14 protein-coding genes and 2 pseudogenes are annotated in these 18,019 nt (G+C 41.8%); 1 reads left to right on the forward strand and 15 read right to left on the reverse strand.

From position 1 onward, the window contains the following. The first annotated feature begins 68 nt into the window (after window positions 1–68). Entirely contained in the window at window positions 69–827 is a 759-nt protein-coding gene (locus IR173_RS01590) for a hypothetical protein (protein WP_237037940.1), read from the forward strand. 116 nt (window positions 828–943) lie between these two features. On the opposite strand, the gene IR173_RS01595 is transcribed toward IR173_RS01590, so the two are convergent. The 15 genes and pseudogenes from IR173_RS01595 to IR173_RS01665 form a co-directional block, all read right to left on the reverse strand. Then, on the reverse strand, window positions 944–1,531 hold the full coding sequence (locus IR173_RS01595) for a LutC/YkgG family protein (protein WP_237037941.1): 588 nt from the start codon (window positions 1,529–1,531) through the stop codon (window positions 944–946). 6 nt (window positions 1,532–1,537) lie between these two features. Then, window positions 1,538–2,893, reverse strand: a complete 1,356-nt coding sequence (locus tag IR173_RS01600; protein ID WP_237037942.1) for a lactate utilization protein B — start codon at window positions 2,891–2,893, stop codon at window positions 1,538–1,540. Continuing rightward, window positions 2,890–3,630, reverse strand: a complete 741-nt coding sequence (locus IR173_RS01605) for a (Fe-S)-binding protein (RefSeq protein WP_237037943.1) — start codon at window positions 3,628–3,630, stop codon at window positions 2,890–2,892. Before IR173_RS01605 ends, IR173_RS01600 begins: the two co-directional genes overlap by 4 nt. Before the next feature lie 254 nt (window positions 3,631–3,884). Beyond that, window positions 3,885–4,874: a metallophosphoesterase family protein gene (locus IR173_RS01610; protein WP_237037944.1), complete on the reverse strand. Its 990-nt coding sequence runs from the start codon at window positions 4,872–4,874 to the stop codon at window positions 3,885–3,887. Window positions 4,875–4,891: 17 nt separating this feature from the next. Further along, on the reverse strand, window positions 4,892–5,962 hold the full coding sequence (locus IR173_RS01615) for a metallophosphoesterase (RefSeq protein WP_237037945.1): 1,071 nt from the start codon (window positions 5,960–5,962) through the stop codon (window positions 4,892–4,894). A gap of 12 nt (window positions 5,963–5,974) precedes the next feature. Then, on the reverse strand, window positions 5,975–7,492 hold the full coding sequence (locus IR173_RS01620) for a SusD/RagB family nutrient-binding outer membrane lipoprotein (RefSeq protein ID WP_237037946.1): 1,518 nt from the start codon (window positions 7,490–7,492) through the stop codon (window positions 5,975–5,977). A 14-nt stretch (window positions 7,493–7,506) separates the two neighbouring features. Continuing rightward, window positions 7,507–10,881: a SusC/RagA family TonB-linked outer membrane protein gene (locus tag IR173_RS01625; RefSeq protein WP_237037947.1), complete on the reverse strand. Its 3,375-nt coding sequence runs from the start codon at window positions 10,879–10,881 to the stop codon at window positions 7,507–7,509. A gap of 150 nt (window positions 10,882–11,031) precedes the next feature. Then, window positions 11,032–12,000 (reverse strand): FecR family protein, encoded by a 969-nt coding sequence (locus tag IR173_RS01630; RefSeq protein WP_237037948.1) that lies wholly within the window; start codon window positions 11,998–12,000, stop codon window positions 11,032–11,034. 92 nt (window positions 12,001–12,092) lie between these two features. Next, complete coding sequence (locus IR173_RS01635) at window positions 12,093–12,641, reverse strand: RNA polymerase sigma-70 factor (protein WP_237037949.1); 549 nt, start codon at window positions 12,639–12,641, stop codon at window positions 12,093–12,095. A 319-nt stretch (window positions 12,642–12,960) separates the two neighbouring features. Further along, the gene (locus IR173_RS01640) at window positions 12,961–13,569 is read right to left on the reverse strand and encodes a response regulator transcription factor (RefSeq protein ID WP_237037950.1); all 609 of its coding nucleotides are present in this window, start codon (window positions 13,567–13,569) and stop codon (window positions 12,961–12,963) included. Continuing rightward, the gene (locus IR173_RS01645) at window positions 13,566–14,261 is read right to left on the reverse strand and encodes a hemerythrin domain-containing protein (protein ID WP_237037951.1); all 696 of its coding nucleotides are present in this window, start codon (window positions 14,259–14,261) and stop codon (window positions 13,566–13,568) included. Before IR173_RS01645 ends, IR173_RS01640 begins: the two co-directional genes overlap by 4 nt. A 584-nt stretch (window positions 14,262–14,845) precedes the next feature. Next, window positions 14,846–16,015 carry a formate-dependent phosphoribosylglycinamide formyltransferase gene (purT, locus tag IR173_RS01650; RefSeq protein WP_237037952.1) on the reverse strand — a complete coding sequence of 390 codons (1,170 nt, stop codon included), beginning with the start codon at window positions 16,013–16,015 and terminating at the stop codon, window positions 14,846–14,848. A 311-nt stretch (window positions 16,016–16,326) separates the two neighbouring features. Then, window positions 16,327–17,382, reverse strand: a complete 1,056-nt coding sequence (locus tag IR173_RS01655) for a PspC domain-containing protein (protein WP_237037953.1) — start codon at window positions 17,380–17,382, stop codon at window positions 16,327–16,329. A gap of 12 nt (window positions 17,383–17,394) precedes the next feature. Beyond that, a pseudogene (locus IR173_RS01660) lies at window positions 17,395–17,622 on the reverse strand (PadR family transcriptional regulator); the annotation flags it as partial. A gap of 15 nt (window positions 17,623–17,637) precedes the next feature. Further along, window positions 17,638–17,862: pseudogene (locus IR173_RS01665) on the reverse strand (PadR family transcriptional regulator); the annotation flags it as partial. Window positions 17,863–18,019: the final 157 nt, after the last annotated feature.

Here is an 18,019-nt window from a genome sequence, read left to right on the forward strand (position 1 = left end):
GTTCCTTTTTTTGTCTATTTTTGCAGAGCTAAAAACATTTTTTATTAATAACCACTAAATAGCACAAAATGAAAAAACTATTATTATTCTGCTTTCTACTATTCATCGGTGCAGAAAGCATGCAGACAGTAGCTCAGGAAAGTAAGGAAACTAAAAAAGAACAAGGGGTATTCAATTCTATTGCTATAGGCTTAGGTGTAGGTACTACGGGTATCAACATCGATGTAGCAAGCCCGATAGGAAACCATTTTGCCCTGCGGGGAGAGGTGAACATCATGCCCGGATTCAGCTACAGCGACGATGTCGATGTCAGTGTACTTAACTCAGTCACCGAGCAAGTCTACGCCCCCATCAATGTGGAAGGTAGCTTGGCACGTACGACAGGAGCCTTACTGCTCAATGTCTATCCGTTTAAATCTTCCAGCTTCTTTGTATGCGGCGGTGCTTACTTTGGCGGTGCAAAATTCATAAAGATAGAAGGACACAGCGATGAACTTCAACAACTGGTCACTGAAGGTAAAGAAGCAGGTATCGAAATCGGTGATTATTTTATCCCTGTAGACAAGAACGGAAATGTAAACGGAGGATTAAAAGTAAATTCATTCCGTCCTTATTTGGGTCTTGGATTTGGTCGTGCAGTACCCAAAAAGCGCATCGGCTTCATGTTCGAATTGGGCGTACAGTTCCACGGTACTCCTAAAGTTTATGCAGACAATGCCGATCTCACCGCCATTAATGCAGTGGCAGACAATGAATTCTCGGATATTATCGACAAACTGACTGTATATCCGGTACTTAAATTCCGTTTGAGTGGAAGAATCTTCTAAAAGCTGAAGAATCTATTTACCCATAAAAGAGGTGCACCTGAAGTTATCGGCTTTTCAAGCAAACTTTCGGTGCACCTCTTCCTTTATTCCATACTCTTTCCCCACAGTATCCAATCTTATTTGATTATCACCATCACATCTCGTGCACCGTGAGCTCCCATGACCAGTGCCTGCTCAATATCAGCGGTCTTCGACGGACCGGATATATAAGTGCCAAAACCATATTCTCCGGTATGTATGCACTTATATGCTTCGTGCATATTATTCACAATTCTCCCTTTATCAAGCAGAATCACCAGCTTCTCAGCAATGAAATAAACAGCACGTTGCTTGACATCCTGTTCTATCCAAACGGCACCATTCTCCGCCACCCCAATCTTTCCGTCCACAATCGCCAAATCCGTGCCGTTCAGTTCGGCAGGGTCTTCCATATTATCAGGATTGAAAGTAGCACATGTAATACCATCCAGATTGGAAGCAATACGTTTGGCATCGGGATAAGACTTCCTAATCAGTTCGTTTATATCCTGTCCTTCCTCTAAAAAAACAGCCTCTCCCCCCACCTGTTTCATTATAAAATAAAACTGCTCTACCACATTAGGATAAGTCAATGCATGCTCTTCCAATGGCTTCAAATCAGGCTTCTCATATTTCACATGTGTAGCACGACGGATGCTCTGCAATATATCTTCTCTACTACTCATAATATTCTATTTTACTTTACCTTTCTTCCACATCTCGTTAAAATTCTCCTTGGCGAATTTAGGCAAGTCACGTCCCTTTCCCCAAGTCACCCCCATCATTCTAAGCATTTCGCCACCGGCCGGAGCCAAATCCATTGCCGTATTGAAAGCCCAAGGACGGTTCATTGCAAACTCCATGCCACCGGACATCATCTTTTTCATGGTATCCGCTTTACCCAACTTATCCAAATCCTGACGCCACAGATATATCTGTTCTGCCAAATCCACCTTTACGGGGCAAACATCCGAACAAGAATAACAAAGCGAACAAGCCGATACGTTATCATAATAATGCAATGGAGCCTTCAGCATACCTAGATTAATGCCAATAGGACCCGGAATAAAATAAGTATAAGAATAACCACCACTGCGGCGATACACCGGACAAGTATTCATGCAGGCACCGCAACGAATACAATTCAATGTCTTTATATGCTTCTGATCAGCCAATATTTTACTACGGCCATTATCTACTATAATAATATGGAATTCCCCTCCTTCACGCGGTTTGCGGAAATGAGAAGTATAGGTGGTGACAGGCTGTCCGGTGGCCGAACGCGCCAACAGACGTGTAAACACCGCAAGCGATTCGCGGTCAGGCACAATCTTCTCCATGCCAAAAGCGGCTATCTGCAACTTAGGTTGCGATACCCCCATATCAGCATTTCCTTCATTGGTGCAAACGACTATCTCACCGGTAGAAGCTACCACAAAGTTGGCTCCGGTCATGGCAGCTTCAGCATGAAGAAACTTTTCACGCAGATTCTTACGAGCGGCATGGGTCAGATAAGTAGGATCAGAATTTCCCTTCTCTGTTCCCAATTCTTTCTCAAACAATTCCCCCACCTGCTCACGCTTTATGTGAATGGCCGGCAGCACGATATGGCTTGGCTTGAGATGCATCAGCTGCAAGATACGCTCACCCAAATCACTTTCCACCACTTCAATGCCTTTACGCTCAAGAAACGGATTTAACTCACATTCCTCTGCCAGCATCGATTTGCTTTTTATAAAATGCTTCACACCGTGTTGGTGCAAAATATTGTATACAATATTACAATATTCGTCGGCATCCTTCGCCCAATATACATGAGCGCCATTGGCACGGGCATTCGTTTCAAACTCTACCAGCAATTCATCTAAATGACTGTTGCTATATAGCTTGGTTTCACATGCCATTTCGCGCAATTCCTCCCACTCGGGCACCTCCTTGCTCTGTTTGTCACGCTTAGCCCTTACCAACCAAAGGGTTTCGTCATACCACGCAGCCTGCTCCTTATTTTCCAGAAACCGGGCTGCTGCTTTTGCATGTTTCGTACTCATAATCCTGCTGCTAATATTTCAACAATATGTAATGTCTTTATCGGAAGTTTCTCTCGGTCAATGATTCCATTCTGATGCATCAGGCAGGAACTGTCGGCCCCCACAATATATTCGGCACCTGTTGCCATATGACGGTGCACCTTGTCATGCCCCATCTGGACAGATACAGCTGTCTCCTCCACAGAGAACATTCCACCGAAACCACAACATTCATCGGGGCGCTCGGGCTCCATAATCTCTATGCCTTCTACCAGCGAAAGTAAGTCGCGCAGTTTATTAAAGTAAGGGATATTGAGTTCACTCGGTGAAGAAAGTCCCATTAAACGCACTCCGTGGCAACTGTTTTGAAGAGAAACTTTATGTGGAAACTTAGCTTGCAGTGAAGTGGGTTTTATGACATCGTGGATAAACTCGCACAAATCATATATCTTCTCTTCACTGGCGCAATGATGTTTTTCCGCCTTCAACAAACGTCCGTAATTATCGCGCACAAAGACTACACAACTGGCCGATGGGCCTACTATGTAATCATAATCTTTAAACTTTTCGTCAAAATGGCGAGCCATTTCCACAGACTCGCCCTCAAAGCCGGCATTTGCCATTGGCTGGCCGCAGCAAGTCTGATTTAGCGGATAATCCACGTCTACCCCCAAACTTTTCAGGAGTTTATACGAAGCTACCCCCACCTGCGGATAAACCGCATTAATATAACAGGGAATAAATAAACCTACTTTCATTGTTATCAGTTAATATGTGTCCTATAAGGATAACAAATTTAGAAGAAAATTGTTAAGGAGGCAATCGGTTTTCTTTTTTATATTCCTATCCTTTGTCGTGTGGAACGCTATCCGCATCGAGAAACACCACCCTGTTTATAAAAACAAAAACAGAATGAACAAGCCCAATCACGAGCCTATCCATTCTGTTTTACCGATAGTTACCTTTCTACAAAGAAGCGGTAAATATCATGGAACAATTACACATGATAATATCATTTTCTCGGTTTCAAGAAACTTTCCGGGAATTTCACCTCCTGTTCGATATGATTATCTTTCAGACGAATCCACGAACGGAAGCCTTTTTCTCCTTCTGTCAATTCAATGACACGTGCACCATTAGGCAAATTATTATATACGGTATCACCACCCGTATAACGTCCGTATGCCAACAATACACCATGCCACATCACGGCATAATCATCATCATGGTCGTGTCCCACAAAAACTCCTTCCACATCACCCATCTCCTTCATTGCCGTGAAAAGGCCTGAATTGAGACGAGGTGCGCAGGCTCTTTCTTTACGAACACCAAACAACACGGCTGTTTCATCCGATGCAGCCTGGTTGTATTCGGGCAAAGCAATATGGAAGAAAGCCAATGACGGAACAGGATTGCCACCATTTGCTTTTGTATATTTCCGGCTGTTTTCACGATACCACTGAATTTGGTCGAAGTCTATATAATCATATCCGCCTATCCCCTTTATCTGTGAGTAAGAATGCGAATCAAATACATAAAGAATCTCAGCATCCTTACTTCCGTCTGACGATTTTAAAGGAAGGATAAAATTGGTCACTCCCGAAATACCTTCGGTTGTAGCAGTCAGATTGTGAGGAATACTTTGAATGATTTTAAACAGCTCTTCACGAGTCAAACCTTGTTCATTATCATGATTACCAAACGTAACCGCAAAGGGAATCTCACGTTTGGAAACCAAATTCAATACCGTACGCATTCCTTCTTCGGCAGGCTTTCCATAAATCACATCACCCGTAAAAATCACCAAATCAGGTTTTTCTGCATCAAGCACTTCATTAATCCGTTCGATAGAGACCTCAGAACGAGGATCATTATAGATGTAGTGTACATCTGTGAACTGCACGATTTTGAACTTCCCATTGGCATTGAACTTCAATGTCTGGGCATTGCCGGCACATACAAGTCCCAGCAGCAAGCATAAGGTTAGAAATAGTTTTTTCATGGTTTTTATTTTAATGTTTACTCAATAGTTATCTTGAATTGGTCATAGGGGGCCGTCCGCCACGCCTTATCGAAAGTAGCAGGCGACAAGGCAAACAAGGGTGAGAAAGTGCGCACCGAAATCGTTTTCCCATCCGGCAGGAATTCCATCAGCCGCAACCAGCAATCGCCTCCGTTGCCATGCCATTGTCCATCGGCAGTCTGGGCATTAAACATCATCTGGGGAATCTGTTTCCCCAATTTATTCCTGTCCGTGCGGAAAGACACCTGTCCTTCATAGTCCACAATCTCACATTCGTGACCACATATCACCATACAGATATTCTGAGAAGGATAAACCAGTTTGTCCCAAATAGCTTGTCCATAATTAGCCGGAGAGACCTTATAATCTTCCTTGACATGACGCACCGCCTCAGGCGACATATAAGAATGGGTAAGCAAAATAACTTTATGATTTTTATATTGGGGCTTCTCGGTCAGTTGGCGGGCCCACTCTATTGCTTCATCACGTGGCGCAAACTCCAGTGAAACGACCAGCAACTTTCCCCATGTGTCCGTTTCAAATTCATAAGCAGCATTTTCCAAGGTCGGTATTCCTTGATAGTTATGTCCTACAGACACCAAAGATTCGCGCCAACAGGCATTACGCTCGGACGGAAAGTAATCGGGGAAATGACACAAACGGTTTTCCGCTTTCTCATAACCATAGTCATGATTGCCTGTACAAATCACATAAGGAACTTTACCGTCCAAACGCTCAAAGGCACGTGAAGCCGCCTTCCACTGTTCTTCACTCGTCTGATTTCCGTTCACTCCGTCGGGGATACGGATTTCATTTTGCTCCACCAAGTCACCGGTGCAAAGCACTCCTTTGATGTTCAACGACTTCAAGCTATTGGCAATCCATGCTGTCTGCAACTCAAAGAGAGGTTGATTGGCATCGAACTTCACATAGCTCTGAGGATCGGGAACCAATATCATGGAAAACGAACGTTCATCACTCAATTTCGGGCGCAAGGGATAAACTTGCGCCGAAATTAATTGGGAAAGGCATAATAATGTGCCAAGTAGAATAGAGTGTTTTTTCATATATTTATATTATTATTGAAGTATCCACATCTTCTTGTTGCGGTCATCAGAGCCATTGAACTGGCGTTCCAAAGCTTCCTGCAGATTGGCTTTATTATATTGTGACTCACTTTCGGGGTACATCCAACGTTGAGGAAGTTCGGTTTTCACCTCATTCAATGATGTTTCCGGATTTATGGGAAGCTTGGGATAACCGGTACGGCGATATTCATAATAACTATTCCAAGGAGAGTGAAGGAACCAGGCAAGATAGCGTTGGGTAAGAATCATTTCAAGCCCATCAGCCTCTCCGTTTGTCAACTGTATAGCAGGATTTTGCAAAAAATCTGCTATCACTTCATCAGTAAGCACACGTCCGTGAGCATAATTTTCAGGCGTATGATCTGCTATAAAACGCATACTTGCTTCTATACCTTTCTTATAATAGGTATCTGCCGAGCCCGAAATCCATCCACGTACCGCAGCTTCAGCCAAAATAAAGCATTGATCGGCATATCCCACTGTAATGAAAGGCTCGCCGGCTGCATTATTTTTATAACGAAGGTTCAGATTACAGAAATTATCGGAGCTATACATTTCCGAAATCTCATGGAAAGGCAATGAAGGATTTACTCCTATATAGGCATCCCAACTGCTTGCATCTATTCCCGCTTTCACCTTAGCATCAGACGGTTCGGCAATATAAAACAAACGGTAATCTTGATTTTGCTTCATCACATCCACAATCGTGGTCGACAACATAGGATACATATTATAGTTGAAGTCATCCTTGTACATAGGATAACGCTGGCCTTTCTTTTCAGAGAAAACCAATTGGTAGTTATCGTCATTCGACTCCATCAATTTCTTATTCGAAACAATGGTGGCAAATCTTTCTTTTACCTTTAAATCTGCATCATCCGCTACTCGTGAGAGGTTCATCAAGACTTTCAGTTCGAATGAAGCCACTGTTTTCTGCCATTTGTTGACATCACCTCCAAACACCGGATCACCATCAAATTTCTTAGCTTGTCCAAACAAAGTATATGCTTCTTCCAAATCGTCTAGAATCTGAAGCATTACGTCTTTCTGAGAATCATACTTAGGTGTGATATTACCTGTTTCTCCCTGCAAGGCATCACTATAAGGCACATCGCCCATCTCTATTGAAATATAGAAAACGGTAAATGCTTTCACAAATTTATTCAATGCCTGAAACGCGTTAGGGTTATTATCGTCGGCAAGTTCGACCATCTTCACTCCATTGACCAAACTTGTATATCCTCCGAAACCGGAACGCCCCATTTTATTATACTGGTAATCCACCGAACCTTCTCCCCATGCCAATTGCTTCATCAAAAAATTACTATTGAAAAAAGCTTTGGAAGTAGAAGGCTTTGTTGTACCAAGAATTAACTTGGTAGCCAACATCTCAGGAGTTACCGTAGTAGGTGAATCCGGGTTGGTATTCAGATCATCAAAGTTACTACAAGAGCACAACATGCCGGTGGCAACCAATGCTCCTATCAGGTAATTATATATCTTTTTCATCGTTATAATAGCTTTTAGAAATTCAACTTAACATTAAATCCGACGTAACGTATAGACGGTGAGTTCAAATCTTCTTGTGCCGAGTCAGGATCGGAGAATTTGAAATCTTTTGTCCAAATCAATAGATTCTGACCGACCAGCCCCACCTGCATGCTGTTCATCTTAAACTTTTCACAAATGCTTTTCGGCATATCATAAGTAATGGACAAATCGCGCAATTTAAAGAATGTTTCGTCCTGAATACATTGACTGACCGCACTATAAGCATTCGGATAATAATTACGAACATAATTCTCATAAGATACAGGTACATCATTAGGAGCAAATACACGTGTGTCATTAGTGATGTTTCCATCCACATCATATTCCACAGAGCCGGAAACGACTTTCACACCATTACCGATATAGTTCGTCTTTCCATTGACAACTTCATCATAACGCCATTGGTTATCACTATCGGGATGAGCTCCTGTATTCCACAAAGCCTGTTCCATCTTATTAAAAGCAACACCTCCCACACGACCGTCTATCGTGAAGTTTAACGTAAAGTTTTTATATCTGAATGTGTTTGTGATACCCCATACCCAATCAGGGAATTCATATCCCGCAACTGATTGATATTCGCTTTGTTTGGGTAATCCGTTTTCATGTATAATATTTCCTTGCGAATCGCGTTCCCAGTCATATTGTCCCAACCAGTCCCAACGTTCGCCGGCAGCAACCCATGGCTTTTGGGTAGAATACTTATCATCTACTCTTGAATAATAGTAACGGTCGCGAGCCCAGTTAAGCACTGCATTCCACTCAAAGTCACGAGTCTTGATGATGTCTCCTGAAATAGTAAGCTCCACACCACGACGTTCCTGCTCTTCATCATAATTAATCAATGTACTTTCAAAGCCGGATGCATTACTTACCGTTGCCTTACGGGTCAGATTATATTTTAAAGTATTGTAATAAGCAAAGTCTACACGCAAACGATTATTAAAGAAGTTCACAGCTGTACCAATTTCCCATGAACGGGTAGCAGTAGGCTGAATTAATGCTCCACGGATAGAAGTGGGATAAGAAGCAGAAGGCAGATTGTCCCATGCATCAGTGGAAATATTATATACATTGTTAATGGAATATACATCTACATCTTTCTTGGTTTGCGTCCATGAACCGCGCACTTTCCAGAAAGACATCCATTCGGGCAAGTCTATTAATTCGGAAAGAATAGCACTACCTGATACAGACGGATAAAAATAAGAACGGGTTTCGGACGGTAATGTAGACGACCAGTCGTTACGTGCTGTCACATCTAAGTAGAACGCTCCTCTCCATGAAGCGGAAAGTCTTCCATAGATACTGTTGACTTGTTTCCGTTTATACGAACTGGATGTAGTTGCCTTGTCTACCGAAGCTTTTAAAGAATAATATCCCGGAATAGTCAATCCACCTTCAGTATTGCCCTGCAAAGTATCATCCTGATAGTAATAAAGGGTTCCACCCACAATACCTTCCAGATTAAAATCGCCAAATTTGTGATTCGCGCTCAACATCAAATCGTGATTCATACTGAAGCCGCCATCGCGCTCAATCTCAAAATAACCATTCTTGTCCCAGCCTGAGTTAGCGGACTTCGGATTACGCCATGTCTTACGATTGCTGTAAATATCTATACCGGAACGAAGATTGGCTTTCAGCCATGGAGTAAATTCATAACCCATATTCATATATCCATTCGTAATGGTATAGTCACTGGAGCGGAGCACTTCATTGGCTACAAAATACGGATTATCATACCAGCCGGAATACATCCAATTCTGTTGCTCGTCCTTTTTCACCCAATAATCTTTAAACTCACGAATATCATAGTCAGGTCCGGTCCATACCAACAGGTTATAAAGATAACCTCCCTTTCCATAACCGGTTCCATAATTCTGCGGATAAAAACGTTTATTAAAGCTGGCTCCTCCATCAAAAGAGAATTTCTTCCATTTCATTTCTCCCGATACTGAATAAGTGATTTTATTCAATTTGGTATTGGGATATTGCCCCTTGTTGTACACATGAGACAATGAGGCTCTCACACTTCCATACTTACCCTTCTGACTGATACTTACATTATTATTAGTCACGAAACTTGTTTCGAGGAAGTTTTTGAAGTTATCTTTTCCTTTCGATAATAACGGCATCATCTCAAACTGATGAGTGACCGGATTCCATTGTTCCGCCTCACGACCGATATCCAGTTTATCACCCCACACAAAATCATTGTGGTTATATCGTCCTCCTTCACCGGAACTGTAACCGGACTGGACATTCGGCAATTTCAGATAACCTGCCTGAAACATCGTACTACTGTTTACACTGACGTGCAACCCTTCTTCTTTACTTTTCTTAGTGGTAACCATTACAACACCCACACCACCACGTTCACCATACAGAGCCGCTGCCGTAGCACCTTTCAGGACGTCAACAGATTCTATATCATCGGCAGGAATATCACGCAGCGTCATATTGCCGTAAGGCACACCGTCAATCACCAACAACGGAGTTTCACCACGTAACAATAAAGAGGGAGCATCATTGAATTCTGTACTATTCTGTACATTCAACCCGGCAATTTTACCGGTCAAGGAGGTAGCCACATCTACCGTCTTTACTGTAGCCAATTTTTCACCGCCCAGTTTCTGAACCGCATATCCCAATGCCTTTTCTTCACGTTTAATACCCAGTGCAGTCACCACTACTTCACTCAACATTTCCGTATCTTCAGCCATCTTTATATTGAAGACTGTCTTTCCGTTTACCTTTACTTCTTGGTTTTTATAACCAATATAACTTACTAATAAAGTAGCGTTAGGAGCCACCACCAGTTCAAAACGACCTTCCATATCCGTAATCGTTCCAATGGAAGAGTTGCCCTTTACAGAAACATTGGCACCTATCACCGGTTCTCCCTGTAAATCTACAACCTTACCTGCTATCTTTACAGTCTTATTTGACTGTTGAGCAGACTTTACAGCAAGTGCGTCCGACTTATGTAAGGATATATAATTATCGGAGAAGCTGGATGTGATACCATTGGTTGCCAAAATCTCTAATAAATCGGCCACCTTCTGTTTGCCCTGTTTAATATTAATTTTCTTATTAATATTTACTTCCGTATCACTGTATACAAACAAATACTCAGTTTGCTGTTCTACCTGCGCCATTAATTCCTTTAGCGTCGTCTGACCCGTTTTCAGGGTCACTTGGGCATTCTGAGACTTGATTGTGCCCGCGTGTGCCTGAATAATCAGCAAGAACAAAAACAAAAAAGCGAATTTCATAATACGAAATAATTGATTGGTTTTACATTGTTTTAATGCATTAGCTAGTAGCAATAAGTTTTTTTTCATACCTTTGCAATTAAGGTTCATTACTTTAATTTATTTCCCATAGAGTAAGGTGCTGTGACCTTGTCTTGAGAGGAAACGGTGTTGCAGCACTGCTTCCTCTTTTTGTTTTCTTCTTTTATTTTTCCATAAGCGATAGTATATTTTTAAAGGTTAACGATAAATGGTAACATGTTTTTCATCTATGATTTTGTAACGAAAATCAGCAATCGATTGCAAAACGCGCAAAATACTTTCCAAAGAATCGCTTTGCCTGAACTTCCCGGTCACAGACTTTTGGATATCCACCTCCTTTTCCACAGTAAATTTCACTCCTTGCCACAAAGCGACATTATCCAAAATCTCTCCAAACGGACGGCTCTTGAAACTTACAATGCCATTTTTCAAGTATTCTTCGTTATCAAACTCCGAAACCTGCCTACACAAACGATTATTGCAAAGTATAGCCTGTTCGTGAGAGCGAAGCACCAATCGGTCGGTAGGATCATTTGTATTGTCTACCTGCACACTACCTTCCACCAAATCAATTTCGAAACGCTTACTTTCGGGATAAGCCATTACATTGAAACGAGTTCCGAGAACAGTAATCTGATAAGTGCCCGTTGAAATACGGAAAGGTTTGTCAGCATTATGAGCCACATCGAAAAACGTTGCCCCTTGCAATTCCACTTCCCTATCCTTATTATTAAAGGAAGCCGCGTAACGTAAAGTACTGCAAGGACTCAGCCATGCCACCGTCCCGTCAGGAAGGTTTACTTTCACACGCTGTCCGCTGGGAGCGGATACTTCGGTGTAATGCTCTCCAAATTCTTCTATCAACTGATAACGAGTCAGAAAATAAGCACTTACGGCAACCAGACAAACCAATGCAGCATATTTGCAGCTATGCAACATCCATTTCCCTAACCGATACTTAAACAATCGTCCACTGAATTTTTTATATCCTACTTCACTGATATCCGTATCTTTCTCTCCTTCCAAGCATCCGGTGACAGCTATCGCATTTTGCAGAGCATAAAATTCTTCCCGCAAAGCCATATCTGTATCCATAGCCTGAAACAGAAGCTTCTTTTCATGAGCTGTAATTTCTCCGGTGAAGTATTTAGTAAGTAATTCGTCCATTTTCTATTGTTTTTCATTAGTAAGTCGGACGATACTATAAAAAGTACCAAAAGAAAATGGATTTTTTTTAATTTTATTTTAGAGGCAAACGTTTACCCCAACAAAAATATCAACAGAGGAAGGTAATCTTTCAAATCCTCGCGTAATTTCCTAACAGCTATCATCACCTGATTCTTAACTGTTTGCAAGGATATCCCCATTTCATCGGCTATATCCTGATACCTTTTATTATTCAACTTGCTTTCAATGAAAATACAACGGCATTTTTCAGGTAAACGGCTAATTGCTTCATGCAAAATACGTTCAACATCCTCATCCGAGAATTTAGCTTCATCAAATGCTTCCAAAGAATAAAGTTTGTATTGGATTTCGCGATTCTCTACTTCTTCCAAACTACCTCTTTGTTCGACAGCTGATAATTTCTTGCGCAAGAAATCAATGCTGCGCCGCTTAACTAAAGTAAAAAGAAAAGCTTGAGGATAACGAAGGCCATCCAATAAAGAGCGATGCTCCCATAAGTAGATAAAAATATCCTGCACTACATTTTCCGCCTCTTCTTTATCAATAACATAAGTACAGGCAAAACGCAACATTCGTGGAAAATAAACAGCATAGATCTCTGAAAAATCAAGCCTTTCCATTCGATTTATTTCCTTTGTTGCAATAGTCATTAATAGATCAGGTTATAATTGTTTCACAAAAGTATAAAAAAACAATTATCTAATAGAAGATTTTCAATAGTTATTATAAATTCAGTTCGCCAATACCGATAGTCTATAAAAAAGCACTCCCCGCGAATCACTTCGCAAGGAGTACTTTTCAACTAATAACTAACTTGTGGTTTACGTAATTTCTATATGACTAACTTATGATGCAAAGATAAGTGTTCCGGCCAATCCCTGCAATCGCTTCATTTAGGTATTCTGTAACCGTTCACTCCCTATTAGTAGGTATCATTCATCATAAGTTCATCTTTACTTCGCTTAGTTCCACCAGCTTATTCACGATAGCATAAATAGTCAGACCGGCAGGAGAATGTATTTGTAGCTTGCGCGCTATGTTGCGGCGATGGGTGATGACCGTATGAATAGACAGAAACAATTTCTCTGCCGTCTCCTTATTCGTCATGCCACGCACTACACAACAAATTATTTCTTTTTCCCTCTGGCTCAATGTTTCCTGTTCATTTTCATCTTCTGCCCCCATGTGCATCAATTCAACCAGTTTCTTATTTAATGTTCCGATATCATCATATAATCCAACCGTTTCATCATATCCTTTCAACAAATTATTATCCGTCACCGAACAAAGCAATGATACGCATTTAATAACCGTCTGAGGATATGCAGCTTTAAATTCATCGACATTGAACCATCCTCCGAATGCCGGATTCACAATCAACACTTCAGGCTGATGCCCTTGCATACAATTGTGCAACCCTTCCATCGAAGTGATTTCTACAGGCTGAACCGGAATATCAGGCAGGCGCTTCAAGACTGATATCAGTCCGCTACGCACGATGACCGAAGTCTCGGCCACTGCCACATGTATAAGGTCTGTCCGTTTCATTTTGCCTCCTTTTCTAACCGAAGAACGGCGGGTACAAACAGATAATCTTCCACACGGCAATGTGACGCCAAGTCCTGCTCACAGCTAAAGATGTCAAACAATGCTGCATTCAGTAAATAATCATTCCCACCGGCGGGATAATACTTGATAATGATATTTTTTAATTCTGTCAGTTTAGCGTCTATCTGATCGTGCCGACGTGCAAATTGCGAGATACGGAAACTGCTCTCTCTATTACCTGCAACCAGATTCTCCACATAAGTAAACACATTCATATCTTCATAATCCATGTGCTTGCGTACTTCTGCCACATACGCATCAAAGAATTTCAAGATAAGGAAAGCAACCTCATTTTGCGCCGAACAATCAATAGCCTCTATCAGTTTACGGCGTATGGTGGGCAATTGAAAATCAAGGAAATAGTGATGTGCCTGCTTTAAGTAGCTCATCAAAGCATGGATAGAAAGATCTTGCACTTCGTCAGCCATACGGTTATTCTCTTCTGTGATAAAATTCACCACAGCCAGAAATGTCTTGCAATCCACTCCGTTTGCCTGGCATACTTCCTGCACAGTCCGGTCGCCAAAGCCTAATGAGAGGTCGAAACGGCTCATCACCTGTAACAAGGTATAGTTACCGCATATCAGGTCACTCATTTTATCCGTTGGCACATAATTATTTGTTTTATACATAGTTATCTGTATTTGTTTCTCTTAACGGCTGCAAATTTACGGAAAAGAACAAAAGATTACAATCCCCATTATTAGGTATTTTATACGGAGAACAGCAGCCTCATCTCATAAACAAATTCTCCGCTTAAATGGTTCTATATTCCGGGCCAGTCATTATTCTTGGGGGTTTAATATATCATATCACCAACAAAGGGAAGAGTAGGCCGTTTCTTAAGGTCATCCAAGGCTTTTTAAACGGAAGATTATTACAGTCTCCGGCAGCGGACTGTACAGTCTACTGCAATGGACTGTACAGTTCACCGTAACAGACTATACAGTCCATTGCCGGAGTCTGTAGTAATTCGACCTATAGACAGGCATAATCGAAAGGACGAAAACGCTTAGTCCGACTAATGAATCGAAAGAACGAAAACGCTTAGTCTGACTGATGAAACGACTTAGGGAGTTCAAAACGTATGCAGAGTTAAAAAAATGGAGGAGACAACATCCGGTGACAAGTGTTCCTTATTAGTGCTTCTAAAAACAAAAAAAAGAGCTGCTCCAGCATAGCTGAAACAACTCTTCACTATATAATAAGATATCAATTAATATACCTCAACTTTAGCAGCAATAGCTTTACATTTGTCACGAAGCGCATCCAAGTCACTTCCATTCGGAGCATAGCATACCACAACTCCCATACGGCGATTAATCTTCGTATAAGGTTTACCGAAAATACGCAAATAAGTATTGGTTTCCTTGCACACTTCCTCTTCGCCACGATAACGCGGTTGCTCTTTGCTGGCAATCGGTGACAAAATAACCGCACTGGCCCCTATACGCTCTTGAGTAATTTCAGGAATAGGCAGTCCAAGAACAGCCCGTAAATGAAGTTCAAATTCATTCAGATTCTGAGTTCCCGCCAATGTTACCATACCTGTATCATGCGGGCGTGGAGATAATTCAGAGAAATATACGCCATTGTCGTGGCTCAAAAAGAATTCAACTCCCCATATTCCGGCACCCGTCAATGCCTCAGTGACTTTAGCAGCCATACGCTGTGCTTCTTTCAGATGCTCAGGGTCAATATGTGCGGGCTGGAAACTTTCACGATAATCACCGCCTTTCTGCACATGACCGATAGGAGGACAGAACAATGTGGGACCGTTTTTCTGAGTAACAGTCAACAAAGTGATTTCACTGTCAAATTTGATAAATTCTTCGATAATCAGTTCCTTAATGTCTCCACGGCTGCCTTCACAACCATAGTGCCATGCCTGTTCCAACTCTTCCGCACCCTTCACCAATGACTGTCCTTTGCCCGATGAAGACATCAACGGTTTGACCACACAAGGGAAGCCTATCTCTTCGGCAGCTTTTTTCAACTCTTCCAAAGACTTGGCATAGAAATACTTGGCAGTCTTTAATCCCAGTTCCTTAGCGGCTAAATCACGTATGGCCTTACGATTCATGGTATAGTTCACCGCTTTTGCACTAGGTACTACCTGGATGCCTTCCTTCTCCAAATGATAAAGCCTTTCAGTACGAATCGCCTCTATCTCAGGAACGATAATATCAGGCTTATGCTTAGCCACAACTGCATCCAGCGCATCACCGTCCAGCATACTGAATACTTCAAATTCGTCTGCTACTTGCATTGCCGGTGCCCCTGCATAGGAATCACAAGCTATTACATACTGTCCTTTACGTTTCGCTGCAATAACGAATTCTTTTCCCAGTTCGCCGGAGCCTAGCAATAAAATCTTCTTTGTCATAACTATCTATCTCTTTATTTTTGAATTTCCCATAAACTGAAAGCGGAGAGGAGTGTATCAAAACTAAACCGGCCTATCCAATCGTCAGCTGTAGGGGCAGGATTTGCCTGCCCGAAGACACAAAGCAAACTGTTTTCGGGCGAGCGAACCTCGCCCCTACGAACTAAACGANTTTGCCTGCCCGAAGACACAAAGCAAACTGTTTTCGGGCGAGCGAACCTCGCCCCTACGAACTAAACGATAGCATTATCCACGTTTTGACACAATCCTTTCCGCTTGCAAAGATAATGTATTTTTAAACTACTAATATATCAAACTGCCAATAAATGGTGTATTTGGAAGAAAAAGCCAAAGCCGACAGACAAAGCTATAAACCACAGCACGATAAAGATAATTCGAGTGGCAGCAGACATGGGTTGCCAACCACCGAAATGACGCATCAGGATATGTATCAATCCAATGACAGGAATACCAATAACCAATATGCCGGATATAGCCAAGCCGATAGTAGCTGTAGGAGATGCTCCGGCAGCATTCCAATCTACAGCCGGCACTACTTCATAAAGGATAGCCGGTGTAGCTGCAATCAGTCCGGTTGCCACCATTAACATAGCAAAGCATACCACAAATATCACAAATACTATCGGAGCGCAACAGATAGCCAGAACAATCAATATAAATTTGATTAATGCTCCTGCCACACCAACAATCCCCTCACCTATTCGCTGCAACACACTATGGGGCTTGCCCGAATGGACGTATTCATTTACTTTCTCAAAGTTATCCGTAACCGTCCGTCCTATATTCTCCACATTAATTTTCGCTCCGCGCATCGCCAGTTTCTCAGGTACGGTTCGAGCTAGAGGAATGACAATCCAAGCTATGATATATGCTATAATAAAGCTGTGAAGGAAAATTCCCAATATCAAAAAGACAATTCGCACCCATGTGGGATCCCAACCAAAGTAAGCAGCCAAACCGGAGGCCACGCCTCCCAATACTTTATTATCCGAATCACGAAACAACCGGCGAGGGCCTTTTGCTGTTTGTGAATAAGTGTTTCCGGTCTTTGTGCCTTTCGAAGATTCCTCACCACTACCGGCCTCATCACCAAGGTCTTCGGGTTTACCCACCTGAGCAATAATTTCCTCTACATCCTCTATCGTAATAACCTGTTTGCCACCGTTTAAACGGTCTGTAAACAGTTCTGAAATACGTAGCTCCATATCATGCACAATTTCTTCCGCTCCTTCTTCACGGCGAAAATGTATCCGCAAGTTACTTAAGTAAGTATCCAACAACTTATACGCATCTTCATCTATATGATAAACGGTGCCACCTAAATTTACAGTCAGCGTCTTTTTCATTGTATTCTGTTTTTAATTGTTTCTTAAATGATTTACTGTATCCGAAAGTTCATCCCATGCATTTTCTAATCCGCTAAGAAAAATTTCTCCTTGAGGCGTCAGCCGATAATATTTACGGGGAGGACCCTGAGTAGATTCTACCCATTCGTAAGAGAGCAGGTCGTCGTTTTTCAACCGGGTAAGCAGTGGATAAAGCGTTCCCTCTACCACGATGAGCCGTGCTTCCTTCAATTTTAAAATAANCCGATAATATTTACGGGGAGGACCCTGAGTAGATTCTACCCATTCGTAAGAGAGCAGGTCGTCGTTTTTCAACCGGGTAAGCAGTGGATAAAGCGTTCCCTCTACCACGATGAGCCGTGCTTCCTTCAATTTTAAAATAATATCCGAAGCATAAAAGGGCTCTTTGTGCAGCAACAATAAAATGCAATATTCAAGCATTCCTTTGCGCATCTGAGATTTTACATTATCAACGTTCATATTCAATAGTACTTTGTTTGACACAAATATATGCATTATATTAGTACTTTGTATTGCATAGTACTTTTATTTTGTGTATTTTAACTATAAGACAAAAGAAAGGGAAAGAGAGAAAACAATATTAGGAAGGAAAAACTTATATTTGTCCCCCATTAAA

Source organism: Phocaeicola faecalis (assembly GCF_021730445.1).
Classification (GTDB): domain Bacteria; phylum Bacteroidota; class Bacteroidia; order Bacteroidales; family Bacteroidaceae; genus Phocaeicola; species Phocaeicola faecalis.